We start from the raw sequence: 18,155 nt of genomic DNA, 5'->3' as shown, positions 1-18,155 counted from the left end.
ATAGGCGTTTTTTATAGGTATCTGGTATAACTATTATACCAACCTGCATAAATCTTTGATCAATTTAACGAATTAAATTGCACTATAACGTCGTTAAAAATTTTTTATTTAGAACAACTAGATACAAAAATTTTTGCCTAGTTCTAGCGTAATTTTCTTAACGTTAAATAGACCCCATATATAAGCAGATTGGTATTAAAGGGATTTAAAATGAATAAAATTATTATTGGGTTTGCTTTTGCTATTTCATCATTTGGCGCATTTGCACAAAGTACTGATGATTGGCCTGAAGGCGGTGCAATGCACACGGGCAATACTTATAATTTAGAGGGCAATAGGTACAAAACTAAAATCAGTAAAATGATGGGTGAGATCTACCCACAACTAACTGATGATTACCAAGTAGATGCAGTTAAAGCGCAAATAAAAGCATGGGAGCAGTATATAGATGCTACATGTAACGTTGTTGGCATAGCAACGGGTGCCGGTGGCTCTTGGCCCTCAACGTATAGTGTTAAATGCGAAAGAAGCTTAAGTTATGATAGATACTTTGCGACTAAAAATGCGCTGAAGTGTGTTAATAGGTTGAGCAAAGAAGAGTTTGTAGGACGTAGCGAAAAGTTAAACTGTTTAATCCAAACTCTAAACATAAAAATATTTTAAATTAGAGTAGCGCTACAGCTAAATTATACAGTTAGCTGTAGCATGTTAGGCTTTATAACACCTCAATACTTTATAGCAACTCAATACTTACTGTTGCGCCTTTTTCGATATTGCCGCTTTGTGCTGGCACTACAATTAAGCAGTTAGCTTTACTAAGCGACGAAAGTACACCCGAGCCCTGTTTATTAAACGGGGCAACCATCAAGTCACCTTGTTCGTTAATTGTTGCAGTACCGCGTTGAAAGTCGGCTCTGCCAGGGCGCTTTTTAATAACGGATGTAGTAACAGCGTTAAAGCGCATTTTAGGGTTTACTTCACCAAGACCCGACAGTTTTTGCAGTGCAGGCTCTACTAACTGATTAAATGTAACAGCGGCCGACACAGGGTTACCTGGCAAGCCAAAAAAGTAACTGTTACTTAGTTTACCAAAGGCAAAAGGTTTGCCTGGTTTCATGGCTATTTTCCAAAAGTGAATTTCACCAATTTCGTTGAGCACTTCTTTAGTAAAGTCGGCTTCTCCAACTGATACGCCGCCTGAGCTTATTACGGCATCGGCGAGTTCATTCGCTTTTAAAAATGCATTGGTGATGAGTTCTTTGTCATCAGGGATTATTCCTAAATCGATCACGTCGATATTTTTTTGTTGCAGCGCACTAATAATAACAGCGCGGTTACTTTCAAAAATAGCGCCTTGCTTAAGAGGCTGACCAGGTTCAATTAGCTCATCGCCTGTAGAAAGTACGGCTATTTTTAAAGTTCTCACCACGTCTATATTGGCAATCCCTAAAGATGCAAGTAACCCCACATCAACGGCTTTTAATTTATTGCCTGCTTTTAAAATAACATCGTCTATTGCAATATCTTCGCCAGCAAAACGCACGTTTTCATTTAGCTCTGGTTGCGCGGTGAACGTAATTTTATCGCCATCTACCGAGGCCTTTTCTTGCATTACAACGCCGTTAGCGCCTGGTGCAATGGCGGCTCCGGTCATTATTCTTACGCATTGCCCAGGGGTAAGCGTTCCTTCAAAAACTTGACCCGCAAACACGCTACCTACTTGTGTATAAGTTAAGCTTTTATCTGAAATACACAGCGCATAGCCATCCATTGCAGAGTTGTTATGAGCGGGTACGTTTATAGTTGATTTAACATCGCTTGCTAAAACGCGATCAACACTTTGCATTATAGTGATGGTTTCAACGTCCTTAACAGGCGTTATTGAGCCAAGTATATTTTGTATTGCTGTTTCAATTGGTAATAAACCGGGTGCATTGCAAACATCGTTCATATATATTGCTTACTTAAATCATTTTATTTTGAAACAATACTTATAATGTCAAAGCTTTACAATACATGGTTGGGTTATTTTTTGTGTATAGCATGCATGCTTTCGTGCAGCGTAAACGCAAAAGAAACGCTGCAAGTAGCCGTAGCGAGTAATTTTAAAACTGTATTGCAAACCCTACTAAAAAAATCCCCATTACCTAATGTTGACGTGAAAATATCAGCTGCTTCTAGCGGTGTTTTATATTCGCAAATAGTGCATGGCGCGCCATTTGATGTGTTTTTATCGGCTGACGATTTTCGACCGCAATCACTTATTAAAGAAGGTTATGCCGAGCAAAGTAGTTTAATCACTTACGCGTTAGGCGAACTTGCTTTGTGGCAACCAAAAGCTGAAAAAGTAAATGATAAAGTAGCTATTGCTAATCCGCGTTTTTCACCATACGGGCGTGCCTCAGAGCACTACGCTAATAACCATTTTAAAAAGCCAGTAAATTATGTGTATGGTAATAATATTACGCATGCGTTTCAGTTTGTTGAAAGTGGTAATGTAGGAGTAGGGCTGGTGGCTGTTTCATCACTAAAGGCGGCTTACAGTAACACGCAAGATCAAAAATATTTAGATTACACCGTGCTGCCTACCAATCAATACCCCGATATAATTCAACAAGGCGTTATTATTAGCTCGACTAAAAAGCATGCTAGCGCTAAGCAACTTATGCAATTTTTAATGGCAGAAGCTACGCAGCAGCAGTTAATTGAATTAGGTTACAGAATAAAGGACAACAATGCTTCAAAGTGATTTAACCGCGCTGTGGTTAACTATAAAACTTGCCTTTATAACCGCAGTGCTCCTTCTTGTTTTTTGTATTCCACTGGCTTACAAGCTCGCTGGCTATAACGGTAAATTTAAACCATTTTTAGAGGCATTAATTGCAATGCCTTTAGTGCTGCCGCCTACGTTATTAGGGTTTTACTTACTTGTTTTATTTTCGCCTGATCACGCTTTTGGGCAGTTTTGGTTTTGGCTAACGGGTACACAGCTTGCGTTTAGTTTTCAGGGTGTGGTTATTGGCTCGCTTTTTTATTCGCTGCCTTTTGTTATGCAGCCACTTGTGGCTGGGTTTAAGCATATTAATCAAACCTATAACGAAGCTGCCATTGCGCTTGGGTTAAGCCCGTTTAAACGCTTTGTGCATTTAATTATTCCGCTTTTAAAACCCAGTATTGGTAGCGCATTTGCTTTAGGCTTTGCGCATACATTGGGTGAGTTTGGTTTGGTATTAATGATTGGCGGTAATATTCAGGGGCAAACACAGGTGGTGTCTATTGCACTTTACGACCATGTTGAATCGTTAAATTATACGGCGGCGCATCAGCTTTCACTTATTTTACTGGCTATTTCGTTTGCCTGTTTAGTGCTGTTATTTAAGTTTAATAAAAGCATTGTAGGGGTTAAGCAATAACATGATTAAGTTAAGCCTTTTTAAAGCACTCAATAATTTTGATTTAGATATAAACCTTAAGCTTGAGTCGTTTAATGTACTCGGTGTTTACGGACCTTCTGGCTCGGGTAAGTCAACATTACTGCGTTGTATTAGTGGTTTAGAGCCTGCAAAAAGTGTTTATGTAAACAATCAGTCAGTGCATGAGTTGCCAAGCGATAAACGCGGTATAACGCTTCAGTTGCAATCGTGCCCGTTGTTTCCTCATTTAGATGTGGCAGGTAATTTAGCGTTTACACAAAAACACTGCGGGAATAAACAAACAAGCTTAACGCTAGAATACGTTGTTAAAACACTTGAATTACAAGACTTACTAAACCGTGATGTACAAAGCTTATCGGGCGGCGAACGCCAACGTGTAGTATTTGCACGCACTTTGCTTGCTGGTCAAAAATTTATAATGCTTGATGAGCCTTTTAGCGCGCTTGATTGGTCATTGCGTTTTAAAACACTCACTAAACTTAGCGAGATTGCAGTTAAGTTTAATATTAAATTTATAATAGTAAGTCACTCATTAAAAGAGCTGCTATTTTGCTGCGATACCCTTATTCAGCTTGATAAAGGTAAGGTGATAAACCAAGGTGCAAGTGCACACGTTGCAAAAGCTATTTATGCAAACGATAGGCAAACACCGCTGAGCTTAATTAATTACGATGTTGTTAAATTTGATGAAGACTACGGGCTATATCAACTGCAATTACAGCAAAGTGAGCAGCCGCTTTTTGTGCTTCCTGCACTTGTAGATAGCAGTAACAAGCTAATTATAGAAAGTGAGCAAATGTCGCTTAGTGCGTTAAAGCCTGAGCAAACAACGCACAGTAATGTTTTAAAGACGGTATTAACTCAGGCTGAGCTTATTAACAACAAGTGGCAGTTAACGCTTAATGTAGATGGGCAAACTTTGTATTGCTTGGCTTCAAGACGAGTGTGGGACAAAAACAACTTTAAAGTGGGCGATGTGCTTTATACAACAATCAGTAATCTAGAATAACTAAATGCTGCACACCGCACATTGACTGTTTTTAGCTATTTTAAAACGATTAAACTCCATGCTTAAACCATCCACCAGCAATAAGTGTTTGTCTAAGCCACTTGGCAAACCAGCAAGCATTTTTAGTGCTTCAGTAGCCTGAATACTGCCTATTAGCCCCACAATAGGAGAGAGCACACCGGATTCAGAGCAGCTTTGTGTTTGTTCACTAAAAAATTGCGATAAACAACCATAACAGTGGCTGTTTCCATCCATAGTAAAACACGCGACTTGTCCTTCCATTCGTATTGCAGAGCCTGACACTAGCGGAACTTTAGCTTTAAAACAGGCGCTATTAAGTGCATTACGCGTTGCTAGGTTATCTGAGCAATCAATTACTATATCAATGTTATTAAATAGCTGCTCTGTAGAGGTATTTGCATCAAAAAATGCCTCAATAGTATTTATGTTTATTTCACTATTAAGCGCGTTAAGCTGTTTTTTAGCAACACTGCATTTTGAGCTACCAATGTCGCTTTCTTTATACAGTATTTGCCTTTGCAGGTTGGTCACGTCTATTTCATCGTTATCAACTAAGGTAAGCGTGCCAACGCCAGATGCCGCTAAGTATTGACCTACCGCGCAACCAAGCCCACCCACACCAATAATTAAAGCATGCGATTGCCATAGTCGCTCTTGTCCGTCTATATCAAGCTGCGGGAGCATAATGTGCCGTGAATAGCGCAGTTGCTGCTGGTAAGTTAGCGGTGTTTTTTGCATTTTCAAACTTCTCATACTTTTTTTGAACAATACCAAGTTGTTAAATCCAAGAGCAAGTAGTAACGCTTTTTATTTGCACTCTAACAACCCAGAGCCCTTCACTTATATAGTGCAACTATAACGTATAAAAACAGCTGTTGCATGTAACCATATGAAATTTATAGTTTTTAATTAGTGGCTCAGTAATTGCTATATCGGGTTAACTTAAATTTAACAAAAATTGGGCTGCTACTCGTATAAAAGGGTGGGGCATTAATAAAACAATAATACGTTTACGAGGAAAATAAACATGCAACCGAGTTCTGGGTTTAACCTAATATCGTTTAGCGGAAAAATGAAAGTATTACATCTTAGTTGGATGGTCTTTTTTGTGTCATTTTTTGTATGGTTTAACCATGCTCCTTTATTAGGTGCCATAGCGGGTTCACTTGGTATTACCATGGCACAGGTTAAAACATTACTAATTTTAAATGTAGCGTTAACTATTCCAGCGCGTGTTGTGGTGGGTATGCTAACCGATAAATTTGGTCCCCGTATTGTTTACGCGGCACTACTTATTAGCTGTAGTATTCCATGTTTTATGTTTGCTATGGCAACTACATTTGAGCAAGCCGCAATAGCGCGTTTTGCTTTAGGCTTTATTGGTGCTGGCTTTGTTGTAGGCATTAGAATGGTGAGTGAATGGTTTCCTGCTAACGAGTTGGGTATAGCAGAAGGTATTTATGGCGGCTGGGGTAATTTTGGTTCAGCAGCTGCGGCTATGTTATTGCCAATTATTGCACTAATGTTTGGCGGCGAAGATGGCTGGCGTTATGCAGTAGGTTTAACCGGTGTATTAAGCGTTATATTTGGTGTTATTTGGTACTTAAATGTAACCGATACGCCAAAAGGCGGTACATACTTTAAGCCTAAAAAAGTAGGCGCAATGGAAGTTACCAGTAAAGGCGACTTTGTATTACTGCTTATTATGAAAATCCCTATGTACGGCGCATTAGCATTACTTACTTGGAAGCTTTCGCCAACCGGTGCTAACTTAATTTCGGCTAATTTTGTACTTGCTGTGTATGCTTTTTTAGTCCTACTTTATATTTACGAAGTGTATAAAACCTTTGACGTAAATGGTCATATTTTTAAAGAGCCTGTACCTGAGTCGCATCGTTATGAGTTTAAGCAAGTGGCTGTTTTAAATATTTTATATTTTACAACTTTTGGTTCTGAGCTTGCGGTTGTTTCTATGTTGCCGCTGTTTTTTATGGATGTGTTTGCGCTTGATATGGTGTATGCCGGTATTTTAGCCTCTGCTTATGCATTTATGAACTTAGCATCTCGCCCAGGTGGCGGTTGGATTTCAGATAAATTAGGTCGTCGTATAACACTTATTGTACTTACGATGGGTCTTGCTGTTGGTTATTTTGTAATGGGCTTGGTTGATGCATCGTGGCCTTTATGGCTTGCTGTAGTAGCTGCTATGGCATGTTCGTTCTTTGTGCAAGCCGGTGAAGGCGCCGTATTTGCGGCAGTACCACTAATTAAGCGTCGTTTAACTGGGCAAATTGCTGGTATGACAGGGGCTTATGGTAATGTAGGTGCGGTAGTTTACTTAACGGCATTGTCACTTGTTGATTATCAAACTTTCTTTTTCATTATTGCCGGTAGTGCATTACTTGGCCTAGCTGCACTATTTTTTATGAAAGAACCAGATGGCCATATTACCGAAGTAAATGAAGACGGCACCGTTGAACTTATTTCAGTGACTTAAGGCATTATTGACTATGTTTGATGAAACACTCCACGCTAAAGCACTCAAAAATGAACTCAACGTTTCATTTGGCGGGCACAGCGCTAAAGGGTTAAAAGCAGAAAACCAAGATGCGTTTGCTGCTCTGAACACCAAAGCGCAAGAAAAAGAGTCTAAAGGTGTTATTGCCTGCTTAGCCGATGGGTGTTCATCAGCAAAAAATGCTAAACAAGCGTCTCAACTTTCGGTTACTCATTTTATAAATGAGTATTTAAATACCCCCGAAAGTTGGGCGGTTAAAAAGTCAGTGTCGAAGGTGTTAGCAAGTTTAAATCAGTGGCTGTATTCGCAATCGGTTAATTACAATCACTTAGGTCAGCGCCAAGCTGATTGGATGACGACTTTTACAGCGCTTATTTTAAAGTCGGCAACGGGTTATATCTTTCACTTAGGTGATACGCGTATTACCCGCCTACGCGGGACTAAAATAGAGGCGATAACACGGGATCACAAAGTAAACGATACGCTAACACGTGCGCTTGGAGCACAACTTCATCAAGAAATAGATGTTTACGAAGTTGACCTAAAAGCAGACGATATTTATATATTAACCTGCGATGGCGTACACGATGTGCTCCCAAGTAGTGATATAGCTAAATTAATTAATGAGCACACTAATTTAGAAAATGCAGCTAAAGCAATTACCGAACTTGCATTAGCGCGAGGCAGTGACGACAACGTAAGTTGTTTACTGGTAAAAGTAGAAAACATTGCTGAGCAAAAACTAGATGAGCTTTATCATTCGCTAACTCGTCGCAAAATTCCACCTGCGCTTAATGTTGGGCAAAAAATTGATGACTACACGGTTATTCGTAAATTGCATGCCAGTAGTCGCTCGCATATTTATTTAGTGCAACAAGCGCCCGATATACCGCCAGTGGTTTTAAAAGCACCTTCGGTTAATTTTGAAGACGATGTGCATTACCTTCAAGGCTTTATAAGAGAAGGCTGGGTTGGACAACGCATAAACCACCTTAACGTGATGAAAGTACTGAGTACGCAATCGCAAAGTCGTTTTTTATATCATATTTGTGAGTACATGGACGGGCAAACACTGAGTGATTGGAAGCACGACGTGCCGCACCCAGAAATAACCCAAGTACGCAGTATTATTGAACAAGTAGTACATGCACTAAGGGCGTTTCAGCGACTCGATATGGTACATCGCGATTTAAAACTCGATAACGTAATGATAGATGCTCACGGAAAAGTAACGCTCATTGATTACGGCACAGTAAGTGTTGCGGCTATGGACGAGTCGGTTAAACAAATTGCGGATGATTGCCCGCAAGGCACAGCCGACTATACCGCGCCCGAAACACTTATTACTATGCACGCCGATTTTAAAAGTGATTTGTTTTCACTTGGCGTTATTGCATACGAGTTATTGTGCTCAAAATTGCCTTACAAACCACTGCCACTTAACCACGTAGCGCCAAAAGATTATAGCCATTGGCACTACACAAGTATTCGTAAACACAGAGCCGATATTCCGTTTTGGTTAGATCAAGCCCTTATGAAGGCGCTTGCCCCTAAACCTGAGCTCAGATACCAAGCTTTTTCTGAGTTTATAAACGATATCAATAAACCTAACCCTTATTTAGAAAGTACCGCCAATAAAAGCTCTATACTAAAACGCGATCCAGTGATGGTCTGGAAATGTATTTCGCTGTGTTTATTTATTGCTTTGGTATGTGTATTAATAATTAAAACTTAGAGAACCAAAATGCTTAACTATAAGAACAACTTACCTATTATTTTTATACTGGGTTGCTTCACTGCGCCTTCAATAAGCCAAGCTTCGCAAACTGATCTTGATTTTAGGCTGCGTTTTGAAAGCGCTGATCAAGACAATGCTTTAAAAGATGCAAGTGGCTTGACACTTAGAACCCGCTTAACGCATCAAACAGATGAGGTGAATGGTTTTTCAGCCCTTATTGAAGTAGAAGACATTCGCAGCCTATTGGGCGTAGATGATTACAACAATACGGTGGGGAAAAATACTAATTACTCTGTTATTACAGACCCAGAAAACACTGAGATTGACCAAGGCTTTGTTAAATATGTACGCGATGGTTTATCGCTAAAAGTAGGGCGCCAAGTAATAGCACTTGATGGGCAGCGTTTTGTTGGGCACGTAGGTTGGCGCCAAGACAGGCAAACCTTTGATGCAGCAACCGTTAATTACGCATTTAATAACATAGATTTACAATACAGTTATTTAAATAAGCGTAACCGCATATTTGCTGACGATAAAGACATTGAGTCGTCCGATCATCTAATTAATGCAAGCTTTAAAACAGACTACGGTAAAGTGGTTTTATACAGTTATTTATTAAGTGACGATGCTATACAAGACCACAGTTTAGACACTTATGGCGTTTCTTTTAACGGTAATAAAACTCTAAACGACATAAAATTTTATTACAAAGCGGAATATGCAACGCAGTCTGCCTCAACAAGCGTGAACGATTTTGATGCCGATTACTATGCACTTGAAGGCGCTGTTGATTTAAATGGGTTGGGTATAAAAACAGTAACATTAAAAGTCGGCATAGAGTCACTTGGCTCTGACAATGGCGAGTACGGGTTTGCAACACCGCTTGCTACTTTACATAAATTTAATGGTTGGGCCGATACGTTTTTAAATACACCATCACAAGGCTTGGACGACACTTATATTAGTTTAAACGGTAAAGCGTTTGACGGAAAATGGCTGATGGCTTATCACAGTTTTGATGCCAATGAGCAATCAAATGGGGTTGACGATTTAGGCAGTGAGCTAAACGTACAATACGTTAAACCTATTAATAAACAATACGCAGTGGGCGTTAAATACGCCGATTACTCAGCGGGGGATACTGCTGCTAATAAAGTCGATACCCAAAAATTATGGGTATGGATGAGTGCTAAATTTTAACCCTCACTATCTTCTAATATCCTCTTGTAATTTATAGCGACACAAGATGGTGCAATTGCACCATCTTGTGGGGCTTTACGCTTTTTACCTCTGCACCAAAGTAGGCAACTTACTGATTTAGAATGCTTATATATTTGGCTTGCATATTGCTATAACAATCCTATAACAAATTATTCGATTTCAATTTTAGTCAATTACTAAAGGAGATATCACTTTGAGGTGGGTAAATGCTAAGCAAGCAGCGTGTTGTAGTGGTAGGAAACGGAATGGTGGGGCACCATTTTGTGCAGCAGCTAGTTTCTCAAAATCAAGCTGATGAACAATTTGAAATTACGGTACTGAGCGGTGAAGACCGTTTAGCGTATGACCGAGTGCAACTATCTTCCTTTTTTAAAGGTAAAACCGCAGACGACCTCGCACTTACATGCAATAAAATCTATGACGATTGGCAAGTACGCTTTCGTACTCATTCTAAAGTGGTTGATATAAATCGTGATGCGCAAATTGTAACAACCGCTAAAGGGGAGTCGTTTGAATACGACAAACTGGTGCTTGCTACGGGGTCATTTCCATTTGTACCTCCTATACAGGGTAAAGATCGCGAGCATTGCCTTGTTTATCGCACCATTAACGATTTACACGCAATAAAAAACTCAGCCCACGGTAGTAAAGTAGGCGTGGTAATTGGTGGCGGTTTACTGGGGCTTGAGGCTGCAAACGCATTAAAGCAGCTGGGTTTACACACTCACGTAATAGAATTTGCACCGCAACTTATGGGCGTACAAGTTGATGCGGGGGGCGGTCGGTTGCTAAAAAGCAAAATTACAGATTTGGGCGTTACTGTGCATACATCGGTAGCAACTGAGGAAATAGTAGAAGGTGAAAGTTGCCGTTACAAAATGTGTTTTAAAGGCGGTAAAACCCTTGAAACCGACATGATTGTATTTTCTGCGGGTATTCGCCCTTATGATAATTTAGCCCGCGAGTTTAATTTAGAGATAGGTGAGCGCGGCGGTATTGTAATTAATAACCATTGCCAAACGAGCGACAAAAACATATACGCGATTGGTGAATGTGCATTGTGGAATAATTTTATTTTTGGCTTAGTGGCACCCGGTTACTCTATGGCTAAAATAGCAGTTGGGCATATTTTACAATATACACAGCAGGGTACTTTGCAAAGTACTGGCTTAGACAATAAAGCTGATGAATTTAGCGGTGCCGATATGAGCACCAAGCTTAAATTAATGGGTGTTGAAGTAGGCTCTATTGGCGATGCACATGCACGCAGCGAAGGCGCAATAAGCTATTACTTTGAAGACCAACCCAATGGCATTTATAAAAAAGTAGTCACTAATTCACAAAGTAATAAGCTGATTGGCGCAGTACTTGTTGGCGATACCAGCGATTACGATAATTTACTGCAATATCATTTAAACGACATTGAACTTACCACCGCCCCCGAAGCGCTCATCATGCCCTTTGCCGGCGACATCGCAGAGCTAAGCGCCGACGACTTGCCTGATGACGCCATTATTTGCGCTTGTCATAAAGTAACTAAACACACCATTGAGCAAACAGTCGCTAAAGGCTTTATAGACCTAGCAAGTGTGCAGCAAAGCACCAAAGCTAGTACAGGTTGTGGAGGGTGTGAAAAACTCGTTCAAAACGTAATAAACAGCGCACTCGCAAAAGCTAGTAACACCATTAACGTAGTTACCCTTAATGAGCCTGTAAAGCAACCTGCATAAATTAAAACGTACTAATTAAAGCACACTAAAAGAGAGCAGTAGCATGACAACCGCAAACACGTCACCAACTATAAATAAAACCAGTTTAAAACAAACAACATGTGCTTACTGTGGTGTAGGGTGTGGTGTTGATATTTCACTTTTTAATAATGTGCCAACCAAGCTTGAAGGCATGCGAGAGCACCCCGCAAACTTTGGTCGTTTATGTGTAAAAGGCACCCACTTGCTCGACACGACAGGCAGTGATAATCGCTTAACGTCGCCTCTTATTAATAACCAAGCCGTTACGTGGGATGAAGCCACCGACCATGTTGCCAATAAATTTAACGACATAATACAAAAGCACGGACCCGATGCTGTGGCATTTTATGTGTCGGGGCAGTTACTTACTGAAGATTACTACATCGCTAATAAGTTAATGAAAGGCTACATAGGCTCAGGCAATATTGATACAAATTCGCGCCTGTGTATGTCATCTGCTGTGGCAGGTTATAAACGCGCTTTTGGTGAAGACGTAGTGCCGTGTACCTACGAGGATTTAGAGCAAACTGAGCTGCTTATTTTAATTGGCTCTAATGCCGCATGGACTCACCCGGTTTTGTATCAGCGAATGGAACGTGCAAAGCAGCTTAACCCAAATATGAAAGTGGTGGTTATTGACCCGCGAAAAACCGACACTGCTGAGCTTGCCGACACATTTTTAAATATAAAACCAGGCAGTGACGCCGCCCTTTATAACGGCTTGCTTAATTATTTAAATGAGCATAACCACCTCGATACGCAATTTATTGCTCAGCACACAAACGGCTTTGAAAGCGCACTGCAAGAGGCACAAAAATGGAGCTGCCAGGCAGTTAGCGACTTTTGCGATATAACAATTGAGCAAGTCACTGAGTTTTACACGCTATTTGCTAAAAGCCGAAGTGCGATTAGCTTTTACTCGATGGGTATAAATCAATCAAGCTCGGGTGTAGATAAATGCAACGCCATTATTAATGCGCATTTAGCCTCAGGTAAATTACTTAAGCCAGGTAGCGGTCCGTTTTCGATTACTGGACAACCCAATGCGATGGGCGGGCGCGAAGTAGGTGGTTTGGCTAATCAGTTAGCGGCGCATTTAGATATTGAAAACGAAGCGCATCAATCACTTGTACAACGTTTTTGGCTCTCGCCAACTATCGCTAAAAAAGCAGGCAGGAATGCCATTGATATGTTTGATGAAATAGCCGCAGGCAAAATAAAAGCAGTGTGGATAATGGCAACAAACCCAATGGTGAGCTTGCCTAATAACGCCGCTATTAAAAAGGCATTAGAGACCTGCGAGTTGGTGGTTGTATCTGACTGTATTGCAAAAAGTGATACGTTAAAATTTGCCGATGTTGCTTTTCCATCAACTGGATGGGGTGAAAAAAACGGCACTGTGACTAATTCAGAACGCAGAATATCAAGGCAACGACCGTTAGTAGCGCCTTATTCGGGTGCTAAAAACGATTGGCAAATTATGTGCGACGTTGCTAAAAAAATGGGCTTTGAAGGGTTTGATTTTATAGAACCTAGTGGCATTTTTGAAGAATGGGCACAATTAACTGATTTTGAAAATAACGGCAGCCGATTACTAAATCTTTCTGGTTTAGTTGGGCTCACAAAAAGCCAGTACGATAATTTAAAACCCATTATGTGGCCGGTTGTTAAAAATCAGCCTTATAAAAATGGTCAGGTTTTTACAGATAACCAATTTAGCACCGCTGATAAAAAAGCACGCTTTATACCTATAACGCCGCAATTACCGGTGCAACAAACATCAAGTGCTTATCCGTTTGTAATGAACTCGGGTCGTATACGCGACCAATGGCATACCATGAGCCGCACCGGTAAAAGTACCGCGCTTTCATCGCATATTACACGCCCGTATATTGAAATTAATCCGCTTGATGCCAGTAAATTAGCAATTAAACAAAACGATTTAATTAGTGCGATTGCCCAAACAGGGCAGGTTACCGCGCATGCAAAAGTAACCGATGCCGTGCGAAAAGGCGAATGCTTTATGCCTATTCATTGGAACAAGCAATTTGCGTCATCAGCAACAGTAAGCGGGCTGTATCAATCGGTAGTTGACCCACTATCTGGTCAGGCTGAGTGTAAACACGGCGCTGTTAATATAGTTAAAGCACCGTATGCGCAATATATGCAGCTGTTTGCTAAAAACGAACTTGTTATAAAAAGTGATTTTTGGCTCAAAGTTAATGCAAGTAATTGCTTTAATTATCAGTTGGCGCTTAATGAACCACAAAGTGATTTACTGTATTTCTGCCAAACCTTAACCGGTTTGCAAGGGCAGTGGTCGGCTATGAATACGGCAAAAGCTATGCATGTGCAGTGTATTCAAAACGATCAATTAGCGTTTGTTGGTGTTATATCTAATGAGCAAAAAGAAATATCACTTGAGTGGATAAACCATTTGTTTGCAGAGCCATTACTGACGTTTACACAGTTACAGTCTTTGCTTTATGCAACTCCAGATGAAGAATTTACCCAAGGTATGCAAGTGTGTAGCTGCTTTAAAGTAAGAGAGCAACCAATTATAAACGCCATTAAAAACGGTGCAAACACAGTCGAGCAATTGGGGTCTGAACTTAAATGTGGAACGAACTGCGGTTCGTGTAAAACGCAATTAAGCCAATTAATAAAACAACATTACAAAGCAGGTTCTAGCAGCATTGATGTTGCTGTTGTAATGTAAAGAAAAAAGGAAGCATATGCTTAATGATCAATTTGGTCGGCAGTTTAACTATTTGCGCCTCTCAATAACCGATGTATGTAATTTTAGTTGTAGTTATTGTTTACCAAACGGGTATCAGTGCGATACGCCGCGTAATTTTTTAAATAAAAATGAAATTAGCACGCTTGTAAATGCGTTTGCAGAACTAGATACTAAAAAAGTGCGTATTACAGGTGGCGAACCATGCTTACGAAACGACGTAACCGATATTATAAAGCTTTGTAAAAACACGCCCGGCATAGAAAAAGTAGCCATTACTACCAACGGCTTTAATTTATTAAAGAAAATTGATGAATTTGCAGAAGCAGGGCTTGATGCGCTCAACGTCAGTATTGATAGTTTAAATCCGAGTATGTTTAAACTCATAACAGGGCACGACAAACTTAACCTTATTTTAAAAGGAATTGAACGCGCGGTAGAGCTGGGAATAAAAGATATAAAAATAAATGCGGTGCTTGCCAAGCAGTTTAATAAAAACCAATTGAAGGATTTTTTAGCGTGGGTAAAACACCACAGAGTTACGGTGCGCTTTATAGAACTAATGGAAACAGGTGACGGCGCAACCTTTTTTGAAGAAAACCACTTAAGTGGACAAACAGTTAAAGCCCAATTACTCGACCAAGGTTGGTTACAAGTTGTGAGGGGGAAACTAAACGGACCCGCCGAGGAATTTTGTCATCCTGATTACGATGGTCGTATTGGTTTAATAATGCCTTACAGCAAAGATTTTTGTAAAAGCTGTAATCGCTTAAGGGTATCGGCGCTGGGTAAATTACACCTATGTTTATTTGCCGAGCAAGGAATCGATTTACGCGAGCTACTAAACGAGGACGATACTGCAGCGACAGTAAAGGCTATTCGAGCTGCTATGGGCAATAAAGAAATAAGCCATGAGCTAGATAAACGCTTAACAGGTGCGACAACTCACTTAGCCATGTTAGGTGGTTAATATGGGAGCTGATGTGAATACTCATATAAAAGCTAATATGAAAGTTAAGCGAGATTTTACAGGTGTTGTGCTTGCTGGTGGTAAGTCATCAAGAATGGGCACAGACAAAGCCGATTTAGTTTTAAAAAATAAAACACTATTGCACAATACGTGTGATTTATTAAAAGACGCAGGTGCTAAAAATATACTAATAAGCCGCAATGTTATAAATCCGCTCAAGTCATCGAGCCATTATTCGCCGAGCGATTATCCTTCAGAAAAGTACGTTAAAGATGTATACCCCAATAGTGGACCCCTTGGCGGTATTTACTCAACATTAATAGCCACCGAGTACGATTTACTTATTACTGCGGTAGATATGCCTCTACTTACGAGTAGTTTGTTAAGCACAATAGTGCTGGCTTCTCAGTCAAATAACGTACAAAGTGTGAGCAATCAATTAAATCAATCACAAATACATGCTTGGCACTTTGAAAATGAACCACTACCGCTGTATATTCGTAATACAAGCAGTGTAAAAAATCATTTAAAACACATACTCACAAACGCAAACAGTCATAAATCAATAAAACAGTTTACCCAAAGCATTGGTGTGCAAACGCTTTTATGTAATAAAGCGCATGCATTAATAAACACCAATACACCGGCGCAATTTAAAGCTGTAAATGAGCATTTTGTCCAAAGCATTAACCAATTGAGAAGAACATTATGAGCCACACAACAGAGTCACAAATAGCCTTAAACATTGCCGTGCTTACAGTAAGCGACACGCGCGATGCGATTACCGATACTTCTGGTCATTACTTAATTAAAGCGCTAACTGAGGCGGGTCATCACTTAGCGGATAAAGAAATTGTAAAAGATGATGTTTACCAAATGCGCGCTATTGCATCACAGTGGATAGCCGATGACACCATTCACGCTATTTTAGTGACTGGTGGTACAGGATTTACCGAACGTGATTCAACACCTGAGGCATTTGCGCCGCTGTTTGATAAAAGCGTAGACGGCTTTGGTGAGCTATTTAGACATATATCGTACGGTGAAATTGGTAACTCAACTATTCAATCTCGTGCACTTGCAGGACTTGCTAACAACACCGTTATTTTTTGTATGCCGGGCTCTACAGGCGCATGTAAAACAGCGTGGACAGGCATTATAAAAGATCAACTTAACTCAATGCATAAACCGTGTAACTTTGCACCGCACATTACCATTGGTAAAAAGTGTGAATCGCGTGAGCAATAGTATGTTAAGCCACGTTGACGAAAACGGCCAAGCTAATATGGTTGATGTATCGCTTAAAGACGTAACTCTGCGCGACGCCTCAGCTGAAGCCTTTATTAGCATGAGCAAGCTTGCCTTTGAGCAAGTTATGCTTAATCAAAATAAAAAGGGCGATGTGTTAGGCGTGGCACGTATTGCGGGTATTCAAGGCGCTAAAAAGTGCGCTGATTTAATCCCGCTTTGTCATCCCCTTGCACTTAGTAAAGTAGCAGTCGATTTTGAACTTGATGAAGCAAACAGCCAAATTAAAGTAACCAGCTACTGTAAACTTGCCGGTAAAACTGGGGTCGAAATGGAAGCGCTCACTGCGGTATCTGTGGCTAGCCTTACTTTGTTTGATATGTGTAAAGCCGCCGATCCACTAATGGAAATCAGTGGCATGCGCGTTACTCAAAAAGCAGGGGGCAAAAATGGCAGTTGGCAGCGCGATTAATCCAAACGATGTTGTATCTAACGCCCAAAATGTAGAGATATTGTTTTTTGGGCAACTAAAAGAGCGCTTGAAGTGCAGTAAATTAAGCCTTGAGATTACGCGGCCGCTTACTATTTCAGAACTTAAATTAAGATTAGTGAGCCAATATCCGCATTGGCAACCGTGGCTGGAAGAGCGTGAGCTACTTGCAGCGCTTAATCAAACTATGTCATCAAGCGACGAAATAGTGAAAGCAGGGGATGAGCTTGCCTTTTTTCCGCCGGTTACAGGTGGCTAATGAGCATACACATTCAAGTACAAACTGATGATTTTAATGTAGGTGACGAGCACAATACGCTTTGTAGTAATAATAAAAGCGATGGCGCTGTTGTCACCTTTACAGGTTTGGTAAGAGAGTTCAGCAGTGGTGACAACGTTATTGCACTTGAGCTTGAACACTACCCTGGTATGACCGAGCAACTTCTTCAATCTATTGCAGAGCAAGCACAAACGCGCTGGCAACTAGCGCGAATATGTATTATTCACCGCGTTGGTTACTTAGCCCTTGGCGAGCAAATTGTGTTTGTTGGCGTCACTTCCCGCCATCGCCAAGCCGCGTTCGAAGGCGCACAATTTATAATGGATTATTTAAAAAACCACGCCACATTTTGGAAGAAAGAGCACTTTAAAGACTCATCAAACTGGGTTGAGTTTAAACAAAGTGACAAACAAGCGTTGGGCAAGTGGGAGAAGTGATACAAATATTTAATTATTTACGTTCAGTAAAGGCTTTACAGCTCGATAATAAATAACTTATGTAACTCTTAGTTTGCGTGTGAAGTCTGCGTTTTTCGTGTTATAAATCAGCAATATTAGATTGTTAGCTCGACCCAAGTCTGGAAGACATATGCGCACATCAAAAATGTTATATTTTACAATATTATTACTTGTTCTACTTTCAGCTTTTCTTGCTGTATGGGTATATGATTTAAAAGAAGGTAAAGATTTACTAAGCTTCACCATATCAACAGTAAGCTTTTGTATAGCCGTATCAGCT

Annotated in this window: 17 protein-coding genes; 15 read left to right on the top strand and 2 right to left on the bottom strand. The window is 40.4% G+C overall.

All coding sequences use genetic code 11. The features are described from left to right. Positions 1 to 210: 210 nt before the first annotated feature. The gene (locus BW142_RS18740; protein ID WP_076925912.1) at positions 211 to 663 is read left to right on the top strand and encodes a hypothetical protein; all 453 of its coding nucleotides are present in this window, start codon (positions 211 to 213) and stop codon (positions 661 to 663) included. A 70-nt stretch (positions 664 to 733) separates the two neighbouring features. Here the strand turns inward: BW142_RS18740 and glp are convergent, their stop codons facing one another. After that, a complete protein-coding gene (gene glp / locus BW142_RS18735; protein ID WP_076925911.1) occupies positions 734 to 1,951 on the bottom strand; it encodes a gephyrin-like molybdotransferase Glp in 1,218 nt (405 codons plus the stop codon). Between the two features lie 45 nt (positions 1,952 to 1,996). Between glp and modA the strand changes: the two genes are divergently transcribed. From modA to BW142_RS18720, 3 genes are read left to right on the top strand one after another with little or no spacing between them, the layout of a single operon-like run. Beyond that, entirely contained in the window at positions 1,997 to 2,749 is a 753-nt protein-coding gene (gene modA, locus BW142_RS18730; protein ID WP_171972342.1) for a molybdate ABC transporter substrate-binding protein, read from the top strand. After that, on the top strand, positions 2,736 to 3,413 hold the full coding sequence (gene modB, locus BW142_RS18725; protein WP_002959821.1) for a molybdate ABC transporter permease subunit: 678 nt from the start codon (positions 2,736 to 2,738) through the stop codon (positions 3,411 to 3,413). Before modA ends, modB begins: the two co-directional genes overlap by 14 nt. 1 nt (position 3,414) lies before the next feature. After that, a complete protein-coding gene (locus BW142_RS18720; protein ID WP_076925909.1) occupies positions 3,415 to 4,443 on the top strand; it encodes an ATP-binding cassette domain-containing protein in 1,029 nt (342 codons plus the stop codon). Here BW142_RS18720 and moeB read toward each other — a convergent pair whose 3' ends face one another. Further along, the gene (moeB, locus tag BW142_RS18715; RefSeq protein ID WP_083707602.1) at positions 4,444 to 5,202 is read right to left on the bottom strand and encodes a molybdopterin-synthase adenylyltransferase MoeB; all 759 of its coding nucleotides are present in this window, start codon (positions 5,200 to 5,202) and stop codon (positions 4,444 to 4,446) included. It abuts the gene before it with no gap. A gap of 289 nt (positions 5,203 to 5,491) precedes the next feature. Here moeB and BW142_RS18710 point away from each other — a divergent pair, with 289 nt between their 5' ends. The 11 genes from BW142_RS18710 (at position 5,492) to moaE (ending at position 17,854) form a co-directional block, all read left to right on the top strand. After that, positions 5,492 to 6,961, top strand: coding sequence for a NarK family nitrate/nitrite MFS transporter (locus tag BW142_RS18710; protein WP_010552543.1), 1,470 nt, complete (start codon positions 5,492 to 5,494; stop codon positions 6,959 to 6,961). 13 nt (positions 6,962 to 6,974) lie between these two features. Further along, complete coding sequence (locus BW142_RS18705) at positions 6,975 to 8,717, top strand: bifunctional protein-serine/threonine kinase/phosphatase (RefSeq protein WP_076925907.1); 1,743 nt, start codon at positions 6,975 to 6,977, stop codon at positions 8,715 to 8,717. A 9-nt stretch (positions 8,718 to 8,726) separates the two neighbouring features. Continuing rightward, the gene (locus tag BW142_RS18700) at positions 8,727 to 9,920 is read left to right on the top strand and encodes an alginate export family protein (protein ID WP_076925906.1); all 1,194 of its coding nucleotides are present in this window, start codon (positions 8,727 to 8,729) and stop codon (positions 9,918 to 9,920) included. A 227-nt stretch (positions 9,921 to 10,147) separates the two neighbouring features. After that, positions 10,148 to 11,671: an FAD-dependent oxidoreductase gene (locus tag BW142_RS18695; RefSeq protein WP_076925905.1), complete on the top strand. Its 1,524-nt coding sequence runs from the start codon at positions 10,148 to 10,150 to the stop codon at positions 11,669 to 11,671. Positions 11,672 to 11,714: 43 nt separating this feature from the next. Continuing rightward, positions 11,715 to 14,411: a nitrate reductase gene (locus tag BW142_RS18690; RefSeq protein ID WP_076925904.1), complete on the top strand. Its 2,697-nt coding sequence runs from the start codon at positions 11,715 to 11,717 to the stop codon at positions 14,409 to 14,411. A 16-nt stretch (positions 14,412 to 14,427) separates the two neighbouring features. Beyond that, positions 14,428 to 15,399: a GTP 3',8-cyclase MoaA gene (moaA, locus tag BW142_RS18685; RefSeq protein WP_076925903.1), complete on the top strand. Its 972-nt coding sequence runs from the start codon at positions 14,428 to 14,430 to the stop codon at positions 15,397 to 15,399. Position 15,400: 1 nt separating this feature from the next. Continuing rightward, entirely contained in the window at positions 15,401 to 16,111 is a 711-nt protein-coding gene (locus tag BW142_RS18680) for a molybdenum cofactor guanylyltransferase (RefSeq protein ID WP_143475961.1), read from the top strand. After that, positions 16,108 to 16,647, top strand: coding sequence for a molybdenum cofactor biosynthesis protein B (gene moaB, locus BW142_RS18675; protein ID WP_076925902.1), 540 nt, complete (start codon positions 16,108 to 16,110; stop codon positions 16,645 to 16,647). The genes BW142_RS18680 and moaB overlap by 4 nt, the downstream gene beginning before the upstream one ends. 1 nt (position 16,648) lies before the next feature. After that, positions 16,649 to 17,119, top strand: a complete 471-nt coding sequence (gene moaC, locus BW142_RS18670) for a cyclic pyranopterin monophosphate synthase MoaC (protein ID WP_076925901.1) — start codon at positions 16,649 to 16,651, stop codon at positions 17,117 to 17,119. After that, positions 17,097 to 17,396 carry a MoaD/ThiS family protein gene (locus BW142_RS18665; RefSeq protein ID WP_076925900.1) on the top strand — a complete coding sequence of 100 codons (300 nt, stop codon included), beginning with the start codon at positions 17,097 to 17,099 and terminating at the stop codon, positions 17,394 to 17,396. Before moaC ends, BW142_RS18665 begins: the two co-directional genes overlap by 23 nt. Further along, complete coding sequence (moaE, locus tag BW142_RS18660; RefSeq protein WP_008167810.1) at positions 17,396 to 17,854, top strand: molybdopterin synthase catalytic subunit MoaE; 459 nt, start codon at positions 17,396 to 17,398, stop codon at positions 17,852 to 17,854. The genes BW142_RS18665 and moaE overlap by 1 nt, the downstream gene beginning before the upstream one ends. The last annotated feature ends 301 nt before the right edge of the window (positions 17,855 to 18,155 follow it).

It is taken from the genome of Pseudoalteromonas sp. EB27, from assembly GCF_001974875.1.
Classification (GTDB): Bacteria; Pseudomonadota; Gammaproteobacteria; order Enterobacterales; family Alteromonadaceae; genus Pseudoalteromonas.
The sequence above is the reverse complement of the archived record's forward strand: the minus strand, read 5'-3'. Positions and strand labels throughout refer to the sequence as shown.